The organism is Candidatus Palauibacter sp. (genome assembly GCF_965222475.1).
In the GTDB taxonomy this organism is placed as follows: Bacteria; Gemmatimonadota; Gemmatimonadetes; order Palauibacterales; family Palauibacteraceae; genus Palauibacter.
Genome location: NZ_CBDCUB010000008.1, coordinates 115,794 through 133,802, shown reverse-complemented (window position 1 = coordinate 133,802; position 18,009 = coordinate 115,794). Strand labels below are relative to the sequence as shown.

The window sequence follows — 18,009 nt, the reverse complement described above, 5'->3', positions numbered from 1 at the left end:
TGATTATTCGATGGACGAAAAGATGCGGCAGTACCTTGCCGAAATCGGACGGCGGGGAGGACGGAAGAGCCGGCGGCGCCTCGATCCGGAGACGGCGCGGGCGATGGTGCGCGTCCGCGAGGCAAGACGAGCCTTCCGCGAGTTCTACGCCACCTGCTTCTGGTCGTACCGCCCGGATCTTGAGATCGGCTTGAACGATGTGGATTGGGTGGCCGAGACCCTCAGGAGTAACGGGAACCTGGCGGCCTGGCAGGCCGCGAGCCGGCTGTGCCCCTGACGGGCTTTCAGCGCGAGGTGCTCTCCGTCCTCGCCGCGGCGCGCACGACTGACGGTTACCTGGCTGGCGGGGCTGCGTTACACACTCACGAACGATCGGTTCGAATCAGCCGTGACCTCGACTTTTTCCACGATGCGCTGGAAGAGGTGGGCGCTGCGTTCGATGAAGACCGTGCGGCGCTGATCGAGGCCGGCTACTCCCTGCGGGTGCTCATGAGCCAGCCCGGGTACGTCCGCGCGTTGGTCGGACGCGAGGGGCGGCAGACGCAGATCGACTGGGCCCACGACTCGGCGTGGCGCTTCCTGCCCACGGTCCGGACTCCCGAAGGCTTTCTGGTGCTTCACGACGTGGACCTGGCCCTCAACAAGACCCTTGCGCTGGCGGGCCGGGACGAGCCCCGCGACTTCGTCGATATCCTCCATGCGCACGAGCGGATCCTTGTCCTTGGCGCCCTGGTCTGGGCGGCCGTCGCGAAGGATCCGGGGTTTACTCCCTTCTCGCTCCTCGCGCAGCTGAAGCGGCGCGGACGCCATCGGCACGAAGACATCGCGCGGCTGCACCTCACGGAACCCTTCGATCTTGCCGGAGCGAAGTCGATCTGGCTGACCGCGTTGTCCGAAGCGGAGGACTTCGTGCGCTCACGACCCACCGACGAGGTGGGATGTCTGTACTACTCTCCCGGCCAGGACCGCTTCGTAGCGCCCTTGCCGGATACGCCACTGGATGAACAGGGCCTGGTCAAACACTTCGCGCGCTCCGGCGGTGTGCTGCCTCGTCCGGCCGGGTTGGAGATCGAGCGGCCGGAGTAGGACGTTCCGGATCGCCGAGGGCTTCGTCACCGAAATCGAGGGTGGAGAGCAGGCCGATCTCCTTGCCGAGCTACTGGCCCGACAGGACGACGCGTGGGTCTACAACCTGGCCCGGTTCGCCTTCGGTCTGAACCCGGCCTGCACCGAGTTCACCGGCGAGATGCTCAACGACGAACGGGTGCTCTCCGGCGGAGAGATCGTCATCGCCCCGTGAACGAACAGCCTCACCGGGGTTGGCCCGCTCCCTCCGCCCTCGCCAGCACCTCGAACCCCCGGCGCGCCCGGTTCCCCATCTCGTCCACCACCGTCACGACATGCCACCCATCGGCAACGTCCAGCGCCTGCTCGTGGAAGACGCTCGTCGATCCCACATAACGGTCGTCCAGGTGCCAGTGCAGGGTGGCGTCCGGGTCCCGGTGCGCCGCCGCGAAGACCGCCCGCCCCTTCCGTCCCCCCAGCTCGACCGGGATGTAGATGCGGGTCCCGTCATCCGGGTACAGGAAATCGACCGGACTGCGCGCCGCCGCCTCGGCCGAGGTCCCTGCACAGTCCGCCCGATAGGCCGGCATGGGACGATATCCGGCATTCCACCGCCGGTAGAACGACTCCTGCCCGGGGGGCAGTACGAACCAGGTCTCGTGTGACATCGCCTGCACGGACTCGCACCTGCCGTGAACGCGCAGCCCACTGGACGGATCCAGATGCACCGTCCGGTGGTGCGGACTCGGGCGCTCGAAGTGGCTGTCCCTCGGGGCCCGGGCCACGCTGGTTTCGCAGCCCCCCGCGGCGCGATACCCATCGGACCGGCACACCTTCACGTCCTTCAGGTGCGCTTCCGGCCTGGGGAACCACGCTTCCCCCTCCAGGCGGTTCACGATGTCGAAGAGCACCGGCGCGGCGGCTCCGATCCCGGTCAATTCCGGCCGCCCCTCCCCGCTCGCATTCCCCGCCCACACCCCCACCGTGTACCGTGCCGTAACCCCGATGGCCCAGGCGTCCCGGTGACCGTAGCTGGTTCCCGTCTTCCACCCCACCCTTCGCCCGCTCCCGAACACACGCCATTGAGATTCCGCCCCGGGCCGGGCCACGTCGACCAGGGCCTCCAGAGTCAGCCACGCGGCCCCCACGCTCAGCGGGGGCCGGCCAGCGCTCGCGTGTGGCGCGTCCGCGAGGATGCGTGGGCGGTAGAGACCGGGCGCGAGTCCCCCCGCCCCTTGCCCACGCGCGAACCCGCCCGCGGCGTGTCCGGGGGCCGGCGACCCCGCGCCACCCCCGATCCGCGCCACATTCGCATACATCGCCGTGATGTCCCACAGCGTCCCCTCGGCGCCGCCAAGCACGAGCGTCAGCCCGTAGTCGCCGGGCGGACGATGCAGTGTGGTCATCCCCATCCCGCGCAGAAAGTCGTAGAACCGGTCCACCCCGTGGTGCCGCAACATCCACACGGCGGGTACGTTGAGCGAACGCGCCAGTGCCGTCCGGGCGGGGACCGCTCCCCGGAACTCCCGGTCGTAGTTCTCGGGCCGGTATCCCGCGAACCGGGACGGAATGTCCGGCACGAGCGTCTCGGGCAGGATCTCTCCCGCGTCCAGCATCCGCGCGAAGAGCAGCGGCTTCAGGATGCTCCCGGTGCTGCGCGGACGCCGGATCAGGTCGATCGCGTGGCCGGTGCCCTCACCCACCGCCCACCGGCTGTTGCCCACGTACGCGACCACCTCGAAGGTGCGATTGTCGACCACGAGAGCGGCCAGGTGGCGGATGCCCATCGAGGCCAGCGAGCGCGACTGCCGCGACGCGACGTCTCCCACCAGCCGCTGCAGCGCGACGTCCAGTGTGCTCGCGTACCTTCGCCCCGCCCCTCCGTCCCCCGCCGCCAGCGTCTGCAGCAGATGTGGCGCTATCTGTGGCAACGGATGGGGCGCGTCCGGCAGCGGTTCCAGCAGGGCCAGCTCCAGCTCCTCGTCGTCGATCATCCCGGCTCCCTGCAAGCGTCGCAGGAGCCGGTTCCGCTTCTCCAGCAGCTCCGCGCGGCTTCGCCCCGGATGCACCGCACCCGGGTTGTTGGGGAGGATCGCCAGCATCGCGACCTCGGCCCAGGACAGATCGGCGGGCCCTCTGCCGAAGTAGCGCCACGCCGCAGCCTCCAGCCCGACCACGTTCCCGCCGAAGGGCGCGTGGGCGGCATAGAGTCCGAGCACCTCGTCCTTGTCGGTGCCGAGTTCGAGCCGGAGCGCCAGCGCTGCCTCGACGAACTTCTCCCGATAGGTGCGGGGACGGGAGCCACGCGACATGCGGATCACCTGCATCGTGATCGTGCTGCCGCCGCTCACCACCTTGCCCGCCCGCAGGTTGGCCCACGCCGCCCTGGCCAGCGCGAGCGGGTCGACCCCGGGGTGCCGGCGGAAGCGCTTGTCCTCGGCGGCGAGCACGGCGGCCTGGAACTTCCCGGGAACCGAGTCGCGCCCGGGAAAGCGCCACTGCCCGTCCGACGCGATCCGCGCGCCCAGCAACGACCCGTCACGCGCCTCCAGGACGGACGACACCGGGTCGTCGAAGAGTGGGGCGGGAAGCCGCGTGGCGAAGCCCGCCGCCACGACGAGGCCCGCGGCCACACAGGCCCACGCAACCGCTCGCCTCGGCCCCACCCGCCGCAGCCTCACTGCTCGTTCCCCTCGCCATCGACCACGCGCACTCTCATCCCCTTGATGCGCGCGTACACCGAGGCGTCGTACATGGCCTCGACCGAGACCGTCGGCAGGTAGTAGTCGCCCAGATAGGCGGCGTTGAATCGCATTGAGAGGGTGAACCGCTCTCCGTCGCCGAGCGAGAAGTAGGTGAGGACCCGGTCGTCGCGCACGTCCTGGTAGTCGATCCGGTCGTCCCCCGGCCCTTCGCCCTCATCCATCCTCGCGTTGTGAATCTCCCACCCCGAAGGCGCGCGGTACTCCAGCGCCAGATCCCGGAGGTCCCGTCCCGACTCGTTCCGGACCGTGACCCTGGCCTGCAGGTCGGTCCCCTGCAGAAGCTGGCGAACATCGACCGGTCCGCCATCGGGGGCCGCGTAGATCACCTCGACCGCCAGTCCGGACGAAGCCGCCGACTCGTCTCCCGCCGCGGGCGATCCCCGCGTCACCAGACTCACGAAGAGCGGCGCATCCGAGGTATTTCGCACCTCCACACGCCCCCCTTGTTCTGCGATCTCCGCGAGATCCTCCGCATACACCGGTGACGAAGACGCGGCCTCCTGCACGTCGTTCCCCACCCGGCGCTCGAAGGTGAACGCCCCGGTCGGCTCGCCCAACCCGTAGAAGCGGGCCATTGCGAGCAAGGCATAGGCCAGCGAATGGGTCCCGTGCCAGTCGTCCGAATAGAGCGCGGCCGAGATCTCCTCGGCGACCCGGGTCGCCTGGACCTCGCGGTCCAGCGTCACCAGGGCTTCGAGATGAATGCCGCGGTCGCGCAGCGGAGATCCCATGCTCCAGCCGGGCGCCGCGTACTCCGCGACCCGGTCGTCGTCGCGAAGCAGGCGGATGCCTGGCCCCACCCCGGCGAGTCCGTAGGCCGCGGCGAGGTGCCATCGGGCCGCGGCCGCCAGATCGTCCGTCTGACGCAGCCGGTTCATGGCCCCGACCTCGTAGTCGCCGGCCAGCGCGAGCGTGTACAGGCGGTATGCCTGGGCCATCGCCGGCGTGTCACCGCGGCTTCTCCACGCGCGCGCGCGGCGGCGCTGGTGGGCCTTCCAGCTCGAGATCACCTCCGGATCGACGTAGTAACCCAACCGCTCCGCCTCGATCATGAAGTGGCCCGCGTAGTTCGTCACCCATGCGTTGCGGGCGTTCGCGGCCGAATACGTACCCGGCCAGTACGAAAACCCGCCGGACGACACCTGGAACCCCCGCAGGCGGTCGATCCCGGCCCTCACGTTCTCCTCCACCCGCGCCCGGTCGTCGGCGTCGAGGTTCACCAGCAGCGGCAGGTACATCTGCGCGAAGACCGCCGAGACGATCTGCTCCAGGCACCCGTGCGGGTAGCGCACGAGGTATCCGAGGCGCGCCTCGAGGTTGAGCGGCGGGAGCGGCGTCACCTCCAGCGTCGCCGAGTTGGTCCCCGGTATTCCGTGCGGGTCCACCTCGGCACTCCACTCCTCGCCGGGCACGATCCGGGCCCTCAGCTGGGTGGCCGTGGTGGGATTCGTCATGCGGATCGGCAGGGCGATCTCCGAGCGCGCGCGGTGCTCTCCGGCCACCGCGGCGAAGCGCAGGACGCCCACGCCGGGCCGGTCGCCCGCGCGGATCCGTAGCCGGGCCAACTGCTCCTCGGCGCCGTCGAAGGTGACCGTTTCGCTGGCGCTCCCCACCACCTGGAATGCCTCGCCGACGTCCACGGTCACGGTGGCGCGTTCGATGCCGTCCTCCATTGCGAAGAGCGACACCGGAACAGCGATCTCCTCACCCGGACCCACGACGCGGGGCACGGTGGCCAGGAGCGACAGCGGCTGCCGCACGAAGACCGACTCCGAGGCCGAACCGTAGGCGCCTTCGTGGCCCGCCACGACCATCACGCGCACCTGCCCGATGTACTCCGGGATGTCGATCGAGTGCGTCCCGCTCTGCCCGGGCCGCAGGGTGAACGGCCCCAGGAACCGTACCACCGGCGGGAACCGGCTGCGCTCCCGCTCCTGCAGCTCCACCGCGTCGTCCCCGCCCAGGGCGAGCAACCGCTCCAGCTCCGCGCCGTAGGCACCGGCTACTTCGTCGAAGATGTCCCAGGTGGAGACCCCGAGCGCTTCCTTGCTGAAGAAGTGGTCGTGCAGATCGGGCGTCTCGAAGTTGGTGAGGCCAAGAAGCCCTTCGTCCACGACGGCCAGCGTGTAGGTCATGGGCCGGTCCGCCACCTCGGACACCCGCACGGTGACGGTCGTGTCGGGACGCCACTCTTCGGGAACCGCGACCTGCGGCCGCAGCACCGTCGCCGGATCCTCCACCTCGAGCGGGATCACGCCGTAGAGACGGATCGGCCGGTCGTTGGCGCGGTCCGAGTGCGGCTGGATCAGGCTGACGCCCACGTAGACGTTCGGGCTCATCTCCGCGGTGATCGGCACCTCGAAGCGCGTGCGCCCGCCGCCCATCTCCACCCAGCGCTGGTCGAGAATCCTCGTACCCGTTTCCAAGGTGACGAGCGCCCGGCCGGTGTTCGCCTCCGGCAGCTGAATCTCGGCTACGTCGCCCACCTGGTAGCTCGTCGTGTCGGCCAGCAGCGTGAGCACACTCGCCCCGGCGCCCGACTGCTCCCGGGGCCGGCCGGCCCAGCCGGGCCAGTCGATGTACACGGTCCTGCCGGTGCAGTGCCCGGCTTCCGCGTCGCACGCCCGCAGCAGATACCGGCCCCAGTCCGGGTAGTTGACGCTGAAGTCCCAGCTCCCGCGCCCGTCCGTCGTGGCGACGCGCCCCCGGGCCACCACCGAACTATGCTCCGACTCGCTGTAGCGGGCCAGCGATTCCGCAGACCGGTCCCACCACCATCGCCAGTCGATCTTGTAGAGGGCGAGATCGACCGAATCGGCCGGCATCGACTCGCCGCCGGGCGAAAGCGTCGCGACCTGCACCGTGTGCACCGTGTCGGTGAGGAGCATGCCTCGCCGCGCGTCGCCGGGAGGCAGCCGGACACCGACGTAGCGGTCGTAGGGGGAGAAGCGCAGGCTGCGCCGGTTGGTGCTGAAGGCCCCGCCCGGCTCGAAGACTCGGGTGGTGAAGGTTGCCGAGAGCATGCCGGGGGAATGGCCGCCGGGTGCCAGTTCCGTGGCGAAGGCGGCATGGCCCTCGTCGTCCAGCGTGCCTTCGAAGACCGTGAGCGGCTCGTCGGAGTAGTCGCGCGCGGGGTCGTCGAAGACGTAGTCCGAGAACCGGGTGAAGGCGGTGGGGACGGGCCGGAACGTCACCTGCACATCGGTGTTGAGGTTGCGCGCCACGGCACCGCTCAGCCATTGCCCCGACAGGGTGGCTTCGTGGCGCACGCCGCCCTGAAGGAACTCGCCTTCACCCAGGCCGAGTTCCACCTTCAGGCGGTTGGGCATCACGGTCTCGATCTTGAGCGGGGTCGAGAAGCGAGCCCCTCCGACCTCGACGGCCGCGTTCCAGTTCCCGGTGGGCGCGTCGGCGGCCGTCCCGAGCGCGAAGGCGTAGAAGTCGCCGACCGGGTCGGCGTTGGTGACCGTGTGAACCACCTGGCCCAACGGATTGAGGAGTCGCAGGGTGGCGGGGTGCCCTGCCGGCAGGGGGTTGTCGGCGTCGTCGAGCACGAAGGTGAGGTGGATGTCGTCGCCGGGACGCCACACTCCGCGCTCGCCGTAGATCGCCCCCTTGAGCCCCTCGGCCACGACTTCGCCGCCCACGTCGAAGTGGCTGGTCGGGAGCGCCGTGCCGGGGCTCATCTTCAGGTAGCCCCTCTCTCCGCCCCGCGTGGCCACCGCGTGGTGCGGCTCCGCGGGAAGCGTGGTGCGGGCCAGTCCCCCGGGGCCCGTCACCACGGTCTCGAACGGCTGGTTCTGGTAGTTCATGAACGTCACCGCCACGCCGCGCATCGGTTCGGAGGTGCGCAGGTCGGTGGTGGCGACCAGGGTGCCGCCCCGGGCGTCCCGCTTTGCCGTCATGCCGATGTTCGAGGCGAGGAAGTTCCGCGAGCCGCTCGCCCGCGAGGACCAGCGGAAGTAGGCATCGACGCAGGGGTCGTTCCGGTCTCTCCAGTCGACGGAGCCCTGGTAGGAGGCTTCGATGGCGTCCCAACTGCCGGGCGAGCTCCCCGCGGCCTCCAGGTCGGCGGGCCACGGTTCCTCGAGCACGGGGATCCGATCCTGTGCCTCACTGCACGCGAAGGTGGAGTTGCCGCGGTTGAGCGACAGGGTCAGACGGACCAGGTTTCCCGAGTAGGCGCGGGCGAGGTCGCTCACATCCAGGGTGTACCGCGTCCAGCCCCCGCCCGGCTCTTCCGGCAGTTCGACCGTGCGCCGCCACAGGGTGCGTCCGGTGCGCCGGAGTTCGAGGCCGCCGGACAGGTCGTTGGCCTGCAGGAACTGCCCGATGTTGGTCTCGTACACCCGAAAGGCCGTGACCTGCACCGAGTGCACGTTGGCCGCCTCGATGGGGACGGTCAGCCGGTCCGCCCGCGGGAGCACCACGCCGCGCCCGGCAAAGCGCACGCCGGGCTTCACGTCGACAAAGGTCACCTCGGTCTCGCTGCGCTCCTCGAGCCGCTTGCCGTCCGCGCTGCGCAGGCCCTCCTCGAGCACGACCGCCACCGGTCCGATGACGCGCTCGCCGGGTATGATCCGGAGTGCGTTGCCCTGCACCTCCAGAGTGATGCTCTCCTCGCCCAGGCTCACCAGGCCGTTGAGGTTCTGGTTCGGGTCGAGCGGGTCGGAAAACCGGACCAGCGCGTACTGTCGGTCGTCCGACTCGGCGCGCACGGTGATCATCCGGAACACGTCCTGCGCCGGGATCGGAATGTCCTGACTGCCCCGCTCGTAGATCGCGATGCCCCGTCCGTTCCAGCGCAGCCGGACCTCGTCGTCGCGCCCGCCGCGGGTCACGCCTTGAACGGCGAAGCGATGATTGAGCCCTTCAGGGCCGTGTTGCCACCGAATCTCCAGATCGGCCCCGTCCTGCTCGGCGCTGAGAACGCCCTCCACGGCCTCCGAATCCGTGAAGTCCGCGGTCACCAACGATCCGGTCAGAACGAGATCGTCCTCCTCGCCGGACTCCGCGTCCAACCCGTCCACAACCAGTTCCACGCGTTGCTGCATGACGCTGAAGTCGAACTGGTAGTCGCCCAGGTCTTCGGGCAGGCCCAGCAGACCCTCCCGGACGAGTGTGACGCGAAACTCCTGTCCCGAAGGCAGGTCCGCGGCGGGTGCGAAGACGAGCTCGCGGGTGCTGACGAAGGTGGCCACGCCCTCCACAGCCGGTTCGAGGGCGAGCACGCCGGTCGTGGGACGGCCGATCGAGTACTCGCCCGCCACATCCCGGGTGAAGACGATCGTGATCCTGTCTCGCTTCGAAATGACGCCGTAGGTGCGCTCGCTGATCAGCGATCCCCAGCGGGGGTCGTCTGGAGGGGCGTCGGACGCGCCGCAGCCTGCGAGAGTGAGGGCGGCGAGGGTAGTGGCCAGGCAGGGCAGGAGGCGGCGGCGAAGTGCCGGATGGGGACCGTGAGCGGTTCGACCGCGGCGGGAGATTCTGCCGTGGGCTGCCGGGGCCGGAAAGGCGCGGCAAGACGAGAGAAGGACCATGACCGTTTCCTCCGGTACCCCTTAGTAGTCTTGAACCAGCTCGCGCATGCGGCGCTTCGTCGCCTCGTCCGGGAGGCGTCCGAAGGCGGCCCCGATGTTCTCCGCCATGTGGTCCGGATTCGTCGTCTCGGTGAGGGCGCACGTCACGGCGGGGTGCGCGAGGATGTACTTGAGGGAGAACTGCGCCCAGCTCGTGCAGTCGAACTCGGCTGCCCATTCGGGCAACTCGCGTCCGCTTACACGCCCGAAGTAGCTGCCGTTCATGAACGGACGGTTGATGAGGACGGCCAGCCCGAGGTCCTGGGCGAGCGGCAGGAGGCGCTCCTCCGCGTTCGGCTCCATCGCCGAGTAGTTGATCTGCACGAAGTCGAGGGGCTCCGCCCTCATGAACGCTTCGAACGCCTCGTGCTGGCCAATGCTGGAGGTGGTGACGCCGATGTAGCGCGCCTCTCCCGAGTCCTTCCACCGGAGCACGTTGGGCCAGTGTACGTCCAGATCGCGCATGCTCTCGACCTGGAGCAGGTCCAGGGTGCGGCTGCCGACGACGAGTTCCTGGTTCTGCCGCATCTGTTCAATGCCCGACGCTTCCCCGTCCGTGTTGATCTTCGTCGCGACGAAGAGGCGGCCGCTGAACTCCGGTGCCGCGAGGACCTGGCCGAACTCCTCGTCGATCTCCGGCGTGCGCGGCGAGGTGTCGACGACCCGGCCCCCGTACTCGAGGAGCATGCGGATCACGCCGGCCACAGGCTCGGTTCCTTCGGTCGGGATCTCGAGCACCGGCTTCGAGGAGCCGAAGCCGACGATGGGCAGCGTCTCCTCGGTTCCCGGGATCGGCCGCGTTGGGAGCGTCTCCTGGGCCGACAGCGTGCGCCCGAGCGCCGGGGCCCGGGTGGCCAGCAGCGCTCCGGCACCCGCCAGACCAATCAGGAAGTCGCGGCGGGTCGTGTCATTCGGGATCGCCATGGAGACCGTCCTCGCAAATCGCTCGGTGGCGCTATGGGTCAGGGCCCCAGCGCCCCTACCGGGATGACGCTCACCCCATCCTCCCGCGTGTAACCATACCCGCTGCTCACGATCACGCCCAGCGACGTCGGCTCGCCCATACGTTCCGGATCCACCTTCCGTGCCAGCCGGAGGAGGTTGTCGGCGCCTTCAGCTGCCCTTCCCTCGCCGAGCTTGACCTCGAAGGCGGCCCAGCGACCGTCGTTGCACTGAACGATCGCGTCCACCTCGAGGCCGGCCTTCTCGCGGTAGTGAAACACCTCGGCGTCCACCGCTTGGGCGTAGACGCGCAGGTCCCGCACGACCATCGACTCGAAGAGAAATCCCAGGAAATCGAGGTCACGGAGCAGCCGCGCAGGTGTCGCTCGGACGGCGGCCACCGCGAGCGAGGGATCCGCGAGGTGCCGGATCGGCTTGCTCCTCAGCACCGACCTGGAGCGCAGGTGAGTGGGCCACGCAGGCTGGTTCTCGACGACCATGATCCGTTCAAGCGCCCTCAGGTATTCGGCTGCCGTGTGCTCCTTGATGGCGGACACGCCTTCGCCGGTGTCGGAGGCGAGGGTCGCGGTCGCGGCTGGCGTCGCGACGTTCCGGGCCAGGGACCGGAGGAGCATGCCCACCCTCACAGGGTCCCTCCTCCTGCCGTCGCCGTTGGCGATGTCCAGACGACGGATCTCGTCCAGGTGATCCCTGTTCGCTCGGAGCGCCGTTTGGGTGGTGCTTTGGAGGTTCAGGGGCCAGCCACCGATGCAAATCAGTTCCGCCAGATCCCCAAGCGGGATCACCGACCTGCCCGCCGCGGCACGCGCTCCGTCCAAGAGGCCCGCAAGCGAAACTTCGCCCGAGGAGCGACCCAGTTCGAAGAGCGAGAACGGGCGCATGCGAAGCCGGGTCAGACGTCCGGCCCCGGTGTGGCGGGTCGCGTCGTCGGCCGGAACGGCGGATCCGGTGAGGATGAACTGACCCGGAAGGCCGCGATCATCGACCGCCCTCCGCACGTGGTTCCAGACAGCCGGCTCCAGTTGCCATTCGTCGATCAACCGCGGCACGTCGCCCATCAGGACGCGGGCGGGCTCGAGCCTGGCCAGGCGCCGAGCCACATCGTCAACGTCCAGCCGTGCCTCACTGGCGGCGATTTGCCGCGCCGTGGTGGTCTTCCCGCACGCGCGCGGGCCTTCGATGACCGCCGCTCCCGTGGCCTTCAGGCGCTCGGCCAGTTCGCTGTCGACGACTCTGGGGCGATAGGTCATGCACCCACCTGAGTGGCGAGACTTCGACGGTTTCCGTAGGGGGATCCTAGCGGCTGGGAAAGCCTGCGAAAAGCCTCAACGGCATAAACGGCAATTGCACAGCGGCAGAAAAGGCAGAACCATAACGGCAGAAACGGCAGTCATCCGGCATTCCGCGTGTAGGGGATCTCGGCGTCGCGGGAGGGCCAGTTGCGCCGGACATACCAGACGAGCACGGGGAGCGTCACGGCCAGCATGGCCACACCCGGGAGCGCCATCGCCTCGATCTCCTCGAGCTTGGCGGCGGGAGCCAACGCTTCTTCCCACGCGAGAGCGTCTCCAACCACCTTGCCAACCAGGTTGTTGGCGGCGTGGAAGCCGATCGGGACAATCAGCGTACGAGACTGCAGATACAGCAGCGCGGCGACGACGCCAAGCACCGTTGCTTCCACCGCGTCGAACCGGTTCATGGCCCCGAATATCACCGCGGTCAGGACGATGCCGGTCCCGATTCCCCACTTCACTCCCCAGCGGCTGAGGAGGACCCCCCTGAAGAGAACCTCTTCCGTTACCGGGATGATCGTGATCAGGAGGATCGGCCACACGACGCTGACGGTGATCGAATCCCGACCGCGTCCTCCGACGTCAGCAGCGACTCAACGAACTCCGGCGCGAGCTGCGACAGGCCGTAGCCGGTCACAAACGACCAACCGAACGAGAACATGACTGTGGTCGCAAGGAGTCCCACCGCGGGAAGCCAGTTGTATCCCGCCGGGACACGTCCGATGAGCCGGCCCAGATCGACGTCGGCCCTGCGGCACGCCCACACGATCCACGCCCAGGGGAGGCCATAGAGGGCAAGACCGGAGATGAGAGCCGCGATCGGGGAGTCCAGAGGATCCATCGCCGACGGCGAGCCTGCGAAGGCAAGGACCAGGCCGAAGCCCATGCCGCCGACGATCACCCACGGAATCAGCGTTCGGCTACGCAGCCTCCGAAAGGGGTTGTCGGGCGCATCTCCCGCATCGTGAGAGCGTTCAGGACCCATTTCGCCGTCCTCTCCATGCGGATTGACCGTCAAGGCGCTCGCATATCGCTTCCCACTGGACCCAGTGACCTGTCTCGGGTGGCGTGCGCACGGTCACGTCCTCGTGGGGCTGCGCTACGAAAGCAAAGTCATCGCGTGCCAAGGCGTGCAGTTCGTCGCGCGCAAAAAAGTGGACGGGAAGACCCTGCTTGGGACCGGCTTCATAACGGATCGTGAACCCGCCAAAATCATTCTGCTCAATGACCGTATGCGGTCGACGTACCTGAGTCGATGCGGCGTTGGCCCGGAGGAAGAAGAGGCCACCGGGAGACAGGAGGGACCCGACTCCCGCGAAGTACCTGGCGACATCGGCGGCAACGCCGTGCTGAAACACCTGAATCGCGATGGCGTAGCTGAAGCGGCATCGGCTGACGAACGTCCGGAAGTCGGCGCAGATCAGGCGCGTAGACAGTGCTGGCTCCCGAGCAGCCAACTGCCGAAGCGCTTCGGCAGACAGATCCAGTCCGTAGAGATGAAGTCCCGATCGCACGAGCGGAAGATAGTTCCGGCCGTTTCCGCACCCGATATAGAGCCCCCTGCGCTCGGCCAGCGAACTGGCACGTATCGTGGCGAGGATTTTGTCTACGAAAGGCAGGGGAGGCTCTCCGGCGTATCTCCCCTTGCGGTACTCCGCGTCCCAGCGTGCCGAGACCAGAGATTGGCTCATCTCCTCCAAGGGGGCCTTGATCTCCTTCTGTATCGGAGCTTCAACAACCTGACAAATCTTACATCACAGTTTTTCGCTCGGTCGGAACATCGAAGCTGTCCCGTTGAGCGAAGTCCGCACGGCATCGATACAACGGCACGAATGGCATCTGTTCAGCGACGCCCGGTGCACGAACGGGACAGCCATCCGGCGGCGTCCGCCAGACCGCCGAAGGTGAAGAGGTGAATGTCGACGGCAGGCGCCTTCTCGCGGTCGGCCAGGTGCGAGGCCAGCGCCAGCGCAATGGGGGTCGGCGACCATCTGCCCGCCAACCGTGCGACGCCGGGCTTGCGTTTCAACGCACGTGCGGACGCCCCGACGCCGCAGCGGACCGCGTATCCGATCAGCGTGCGTAGCGCGACGGGCCCCGGCACCCCGATGCGAACCGGCAGCGTGCAGCCGGCCTCCCTCGTCCGCGCCAGCCAGGCGAGAGCGGGGGCGGGCGAGAACACGAACTGCGTCACCACCCAGAGCTCCGAGCCCGTCGACCGGGCGTATTCCGTCTTGCGCCGAAGTGCTTCATCCAGGTCGGCCGGGCCGACGAGGGGATGGCCCTCCGGATACGCCGTGACGCCAAGCCGCCGCAGACCGCGCTCGGCGAGCAGCCCGGAGTCAAGCAGGGCCGGCGTATCGGGATACGGGCCGACGGGCGCGGTGCGGTCTCCGGCCACCAGCATCAGGGACTCCACCCCTGTCTCCACCAGCGCGGACAGCCAGTCGCCGAGCTCGTCCGGGCTCCGCACCGAGCGCGCCGACAGGTGCGGCACCGGCTTCATGCCCGCTGCCAGCACCCGTTCGCAGGCGGCAATCGTGTCCGGCCACCGGCCCTTCGGCGGGAACGGCACGTAGACGGCGGCACCACGCGGGAGGTGGCCGGCGAGGACTTCCGGGGGCGGCACCTTGCGCGCCAGAACCTCCACGGATGCACCGAGGGCCAGGTCGCGGAGCGCGGCCCGGGTCCGGGTCTCTGAAGGAGGCGGCATTCGGCCGGACGCGGCCGGCCTTCAGATCCGGCCCGTGCGGCGCAGCATCCTGGGGTGGTTGCGCACGTTGTCGTGCTCGAAGTAGGCGTCCTGCAGGTGGCGGTTCCCGGTCGAGCGCAGCGCGGTGCGACCGTGCAGCACCCGGTGCCCGGCGCACAGCAGGATCTGCCCGCCCTCCAACCGGAAGGATACCTGGGCGCCGGGGTCGTTGACACGCCTGGACAGCTCGTGATAGGCGGCGTAGAACTCGCCCAGCCGAGGCTCCGACAGGGGAATGGCCTGCATCTGCGCGGTGTTGAAGCGCATCATCCGGACCTCGCCGTCGCTGTCCAGCGCGACCATGGGGTTGGCCGCGTAGCACTCGTATTCCTCGCTGAAGATGCGGGACGGTACCGGCACCTCGCACAGCACGTCGAACTTGTGGGGGTGATCGCTGCGTAGATGCATGAGCAGGGCGAAGCCGTCCACGACGGTGGATTCGCCGCCCTCGCACTCGTTCACCAGCATGTGCAGCGCCTGCACGCTCGGCGGCCAGGTGTAGCTGGTGAAGTCGTTATGCGGTGCGACGGCCAGACCCGTGTGCGCGATGTTGTATCCCCTCGGATCGAGCATGACGTTGTGGATGCGCTCGAACAGCACCTCGCGGACCGGGCCCAGACGGGTCGCGAGCTGCTCCAGCGAATCCGGTTCGGTGGGGGCGTCGACCAGCACGCAGACCCCCGTCCGCAGAAACTCCTCGATCATCTCGGCCGCCGCGCGGTCGCTCGCCTGAAACCGCCCGTAGTCGAACCTCCGAGGCTGGAACCGCCCGTCCCAGTACTGCAGGTCGGGACGAGGCGGGATCAGGAGGCCGTGGATCTCGCTCGACCGGTAGCGGGTGCGGTGTCCGTCCGGCCAGGCGATGGAGAGCGCCTCATCCTCGGATCCGGCGCCCTCGATGTCGACCGTCGACGGTTTCAGGTCGCTGGGGACCCGGAAGAGGTGGAACCGCTTCTCCGTGGTCTGCTCGACGCAGCACTCGCTGCAGCCGCAATTGTCGCGCAGCCAGAGGTAGGGAAGATCGGTCCGTTCGCCGCCGCTCCAGACGGCGGACAGGGCATCGGCATTCCGGGCGACGCTGCTGATCGAGTGATGCATGGTCGATCCCCTCAATCCGTTGTGACCGGCCTGAAGCGTGCGCTACCGAGCATCAAGCGCGCTCATCCCGTGCGTGTCAAGCACCGAGCCCGGGCGGGCGCGGTCAGGCGTCCCGCCGTTGACAGTGCCCTCCGTTTCTGTCCACGCTGCGTGGCGAGGAGACTTCAATGGGAGAGTGACGAGCATGACCCGTATGGCGACGCCGGACACAAGGCCGGGCGGCCCTGTGGTGAGCTTCACCCGCATGGCGGACGGCACCCGCGAGGACTACGAGCTGCTCGCGCACCTCGAGGAGGAGTTCGCCGCCGGCACCGCCGACCGGGTACTGGCGCACCTCCGCGAGCTGTCCGGTTCGCTCTCCGGCTACCGGGTCGACCGGCTGGAGCATTCTCTGCAGAGCGCGACCCGCGCCCATCGGGACGGGGCGGAAGAGGAGATGGTGGTGGCGGCGCTCCTGCACGACATCGACGACCTGTTGGCCCCGCACAGCCACGGCGAGCTGGCCGCGCTGCTGCTGCGCCCCTACGTGACCGAGCGAACACACTGGATCGTCCGGCACCACGGCCTCTTCCAGCACGTCTACTACGCCCACCACGTGGGCGGCGACCGCAACGCGCGCGACAAGTACCGCGACCATCCCTGGTATCAGGACGCCGTGGACTTCTGTCACCGCTGGGACCAGTGCGCATTCGATCCCGACTACGATTCGCTGCCGCTGGAGTTCTTCGAGCCGATGGTGCGCCGGGTGTTCGCACGCGAACCGTTCAGCCTCGCACCGAGGAGGCGGTCCTGACCACGCACCCGCGGAGCGTCGACCTTCATCTGATCGGCGCGGCCGCAGTCGCCGCGGTCCTGGTCGGCGCGCTCACAGGGTGCGCCCCCGAGGGCGACGGCGGGATGGCTGCCCGGGTCGACGCCGTCTTCGCCGACTACGCCGGCGACGACGGGCCCGGCTGCTCCGTGGGCGTGATCCGGGACGGTCGCCTGAACCACGCCACCGGCTACGGATCCGCCAACCTCGAGTACGGCGTCCCGAACGGGCCCGCGACCATCTACCGCATCGCGTCGGTCTCCAAACAGTTCACGGCCGGCGCGATCGCCCTGCTCGCCCTCCGGGGAGAGGTGGAACTGGACGCTCCCGTGCAGCGCTACATCCCCGAATTTCCCGACTACCCCGACCCTCCCACCGTCAGACACCTGATCCACCACACCTCCGGCGTGCGCGACTACATCGTGCTCTTCTCCCTGGCGGGGAACCGGAGCGAGGACTTCATCACCAACCAGGACATCCTCGACGCGATCACCCGGCAGCGCGAACTCAACTTTCCTCCGGGCTCCGAGTACCTGTACAGCAACTCCGGTTACGTGCTGCTCGGCGAGATCGTAGCCAGGGTTTCGGGACAGAGCCTGCGGGAGTTCGCGAGGGCCGAGTTCTTCGACCCCCTGGGCATGCCGCACACGCACTTCCACGATGACCACAATGAGGTCGTCCCCAACCGGGCGACGGGCTATTCGCCGACCGATGATGGTTTCAGGATCAACATGACGACGCTCGACGTGGTCGGAGACGGCGCGATCTACACCTCGGTGGAGGAGTGGGCCGCGTGGGACCGCAACCTTACCGAGGGCACGGTCGGCGGACCCGAATGGGTGGCGCTCATGCACGAGCGGGGCGTACTCACCTCCGGCGACACGATTCCCTACGCCTTCGGTCTCTCCCACGGCGAGCACCGGGGGCTGGCCACGGTCGGGCACAGCGGCTCGTGGGTCGGCTACCGAACGGGAATGTCTCGCTATCCCGACGCCGGCTACTCGTTCGTGGCCCTGTGCAACCGGTCGCGGATCGATCCCATGTCCCTCATCGCGACCACGGCCGAGATCTACCTGGAAGACGCGATGCACCCTCCCGAGGACATCGCGGAGGGGGAGGCGGAGGAGACGGCGGACGAGGACGCTCCCGAGGCTCCGCCCGACCACGACATCCCGAATCGCGCGCGTTACGCCGGATCCTTCTACAGCCCCGAGTTGGACGCCACGTACCGGATCATGGAGGAAGACGCGGCGGGGCTCACACTTCACGTCGGTCGGCGGGACCCTGTCACGCTCGCGGTCGAGTCGGACGGGCTGCTCGCGATCGAGGGCGGGCGGATCTTCCGCTTCTCCGGACGCGTCGATGGCCGGTACGAGGCGATGATGGTCGACGCGGGTAGGGTCAAGAACCTGCGGTTTGCGCGGACTCAGGAGCAGGGGATTCGACCATGATTGAATGGCTTGGCATCAGCCACCTGTTCGAGCTGTCCGGGACCGAAGCGCTTGCGGGTTTCCTCACCCCGCTGGCGATCTGCGCCGCGTTCTTCGCCGGGTTCCTCACCTTCTACGTCTTCGACTACTTCATCTTCGAGCGCGTCCAGCTCTACACCTGCGACGTGATCCATGAACGGCTCGGCTTCGAGATGATCCGGGGCGGCATCATGGTGTACGGGTGGCTCTACATC

14 protein-coding genes are annotated in these 18,009 nt (G+C 68.5%); 5 read left to right on the top strand and 9 right to left on the bottom strand.

Features of this window, described 5'->3' with window-relative positions:
- Positions 1–10: 10 nt before the first annotated feature.
- The 3 genes from ACOQPP_RS16005 to ACOQPP_RS15995 are packed head-to-tail and all read left to right on the top strand — an operon-like array spanning position 11 to position 1,300.
- Positions 11–277, top strand: coding sequence for a hypothetical protein (locus tag ACOQPP_RS16005; RefSeq protein WP_420636921.1), 267 nt, complete (start codon positions 11–13; stop codon positions 275–277).
- The gene (locus ACOQPP_RS16000) at positions 268–1,086 is read left to right on the top strand and encodes a hypothetical protein (protein ID WP_420636920.1); all 819 of its coding nucleotides are present in this window, start codon (positions 268–270) and stop codon (positions 1,084–1,086) included. The genes ACOQPP_RS16005 and ACOQPP_RS16000 overlap by 10 nt, the downstream gene beginning before the upstream one ends.
- Complete coding sequence (locus ACOQPP_RS15995; protein ID WP_419167697.1) at positions 1,040–1,300, top strand: hypothetical protein; 261 nt, start codon at positions 1,040–1,042, stop codon at positions 1,298–1,300. Before ACOQPP_RS16000 ends, ACOQPP_RS15995 begins: the two co-directional genes overlap by 47 nt.
- A gap of 10 nt (positions 1,301–1,310) precedes the next feature.
- Here ACOQPP_RS15995 and pbpC read toward each other — a convergent pair whose 3' ends face one another.
- The 9 genes from pbpC to ACOQPP_RS15950 all read right to left on the bottom strand — a co-directional run bounded on the left by pbpC (position 1,311) and on the right by ACOQPP_RS15950 (position 15,514).
- Positions 1,311–3,746, bottom strand: coding sequence for a penicillin-binding protein 1C (gene pbpC, locus ACOQPP_RS15990; protein ID WP_420636919.1), 2,436 nt, complete (start codon positions 3,744–3,746; stop codon positions 1,311–1,313).
- Positions 3,743–9,370, bottom strand: a complete 5,628-nt coding sequence (locus tag ACOQPP_RS15985) for an alpha-2-macroglobulin family protein (protein ID WP_420636918.1) — start codon at positions 9,368–9,370, stop codon at positions 3,743–3,745. The genes pbpC and ACOQPP_RS15985 overlap by 4 nt, the downstream gene beginning before the upstream one ends.
- A 21-nt stretch (positions 9,371–9,391) precedes the next feature.
- On the bottom strand, positions 9,392–10,333 hold the full coding sequence (locus ACOQPP_RS15980) for an aldo/keto reductase (protein ID WP_419167700.1): 942 nt from the start codon (positions 10,331–10,333) through the stop codon (positions 9,392–9,394).
- A 38-nt stretch (positions 10,334–10,371) separates the two neighbouring features.
- Complete coding sequence (locus tag ACOQPP_RS15975; protein WP_420636917.1) at positions 10,372–11,622, bottom strand: ATP-binding protein; 1,251 nt, start codon at positions 11,620–11,622, stop codon at positions 10,372–10,374.
- Between the two features lie 140 nt (positions 11,623–11,762).
- The gene (locus ACOQPP_RS15970) at positions 11,763–12,206 is read right to left on the bottom strand and encodes a CPBP family intramembrane glutamic endopeptidase (protein ID WP_420636916.1); all 444 of its coding nucleotides are present in this window, start codon (positions 12,204–12,206) and stop codon (positions 11,763–11,765) included.
- Positions 12,188–12,649, bottom strand: a complete 462-nt coding sequence (locus ACOQPP_RS15965) for a hypothetical protein (RefSeq protein WP_420636915.1) — start codon at positions 12,647–12,649, stop codon at positions 12,188–12,190. The genes ACOQPP_RS15970 and ACOQPP_RS15965 overlap by 19 nt, the downstream gene beginning before the upstream one ends.
- Positions 12,639–13,355 carry a class I SAM-dependent methyltransferase gene (locus tag ACOQPP_RS15960; RefSeq protein WP_420637384.1) on the bottom strand — a complete coding sequence of 239 codons (717 nt, stop codon included), beginning with the start codon at positions 13,353–13,355 and terminating at the stop codon, positions 12,639–12,641. The genes ACOQPP_RS15965 and ACOQPP_RS15960 overlap by 11 nt, the downstream gene beginning before the upstream one ends.
- A gap of 152 nt (positions 13,356–13,507) precedes the next feature.
- On the bottom strand, positions 13,508–14,377 hold the full coding sequence (locus tag ACOQPP_RS15955; RefSeq protein ID WP_420636914.1) for a methylenetetrahydrofolate reductase: 870 nt from the start codon (positions 14,375–14,377) through the stop codon (positions 13,508–13,510).
- Positions 14,378–14,398: 21 nt separating this feature from the next.
- Positions 14,399–15,514 (bottom strand): TauD/TfdA family dioxygenase, encoded by a 1,116-nt coding sequence (locus ACOQPP_RS15950; RefSeq protein ID WP_420636913.1) that lies wholly within the window; start codon positions 15,512–15,514, stop codon positions 14,399–14,401.
- A gap of 184 nt (positions 15,515–15,698) precedes the next feature.
- Between ACOQPP_RS15950 and ACOQPP_RS15945 the strand changes: the two genes are divergently transcribed.
- Together ACOQPP_RS15945 and ACOQPP_RS15940 are read left to right on the top strand one after the other, a co-directional pair.
- Positions 15,699–16,307, top strand: coding sequence for an HD domain-containing protein (locus ACOQPP_RS15945; protein ID WP_420636912.1), 609 nt, complete (start codon positions 15,699–15,701; stop codon positions 16,305–16,307).
- A 104-nt stretch (positions 16,308–16,411) separates the two neighbouring features.
- A complete protein-coding gene (locus ACOQPP_RS15940) occupies positions 16,412–17,776 on the top strand; it encodes a serine hydrolase domain-containing protein (protein WP_420636911.1) in 1,365 nt (454 codons plus the stop codon).
- Positions 17,777–18,009: the final 233 nt, after the last annotated feature.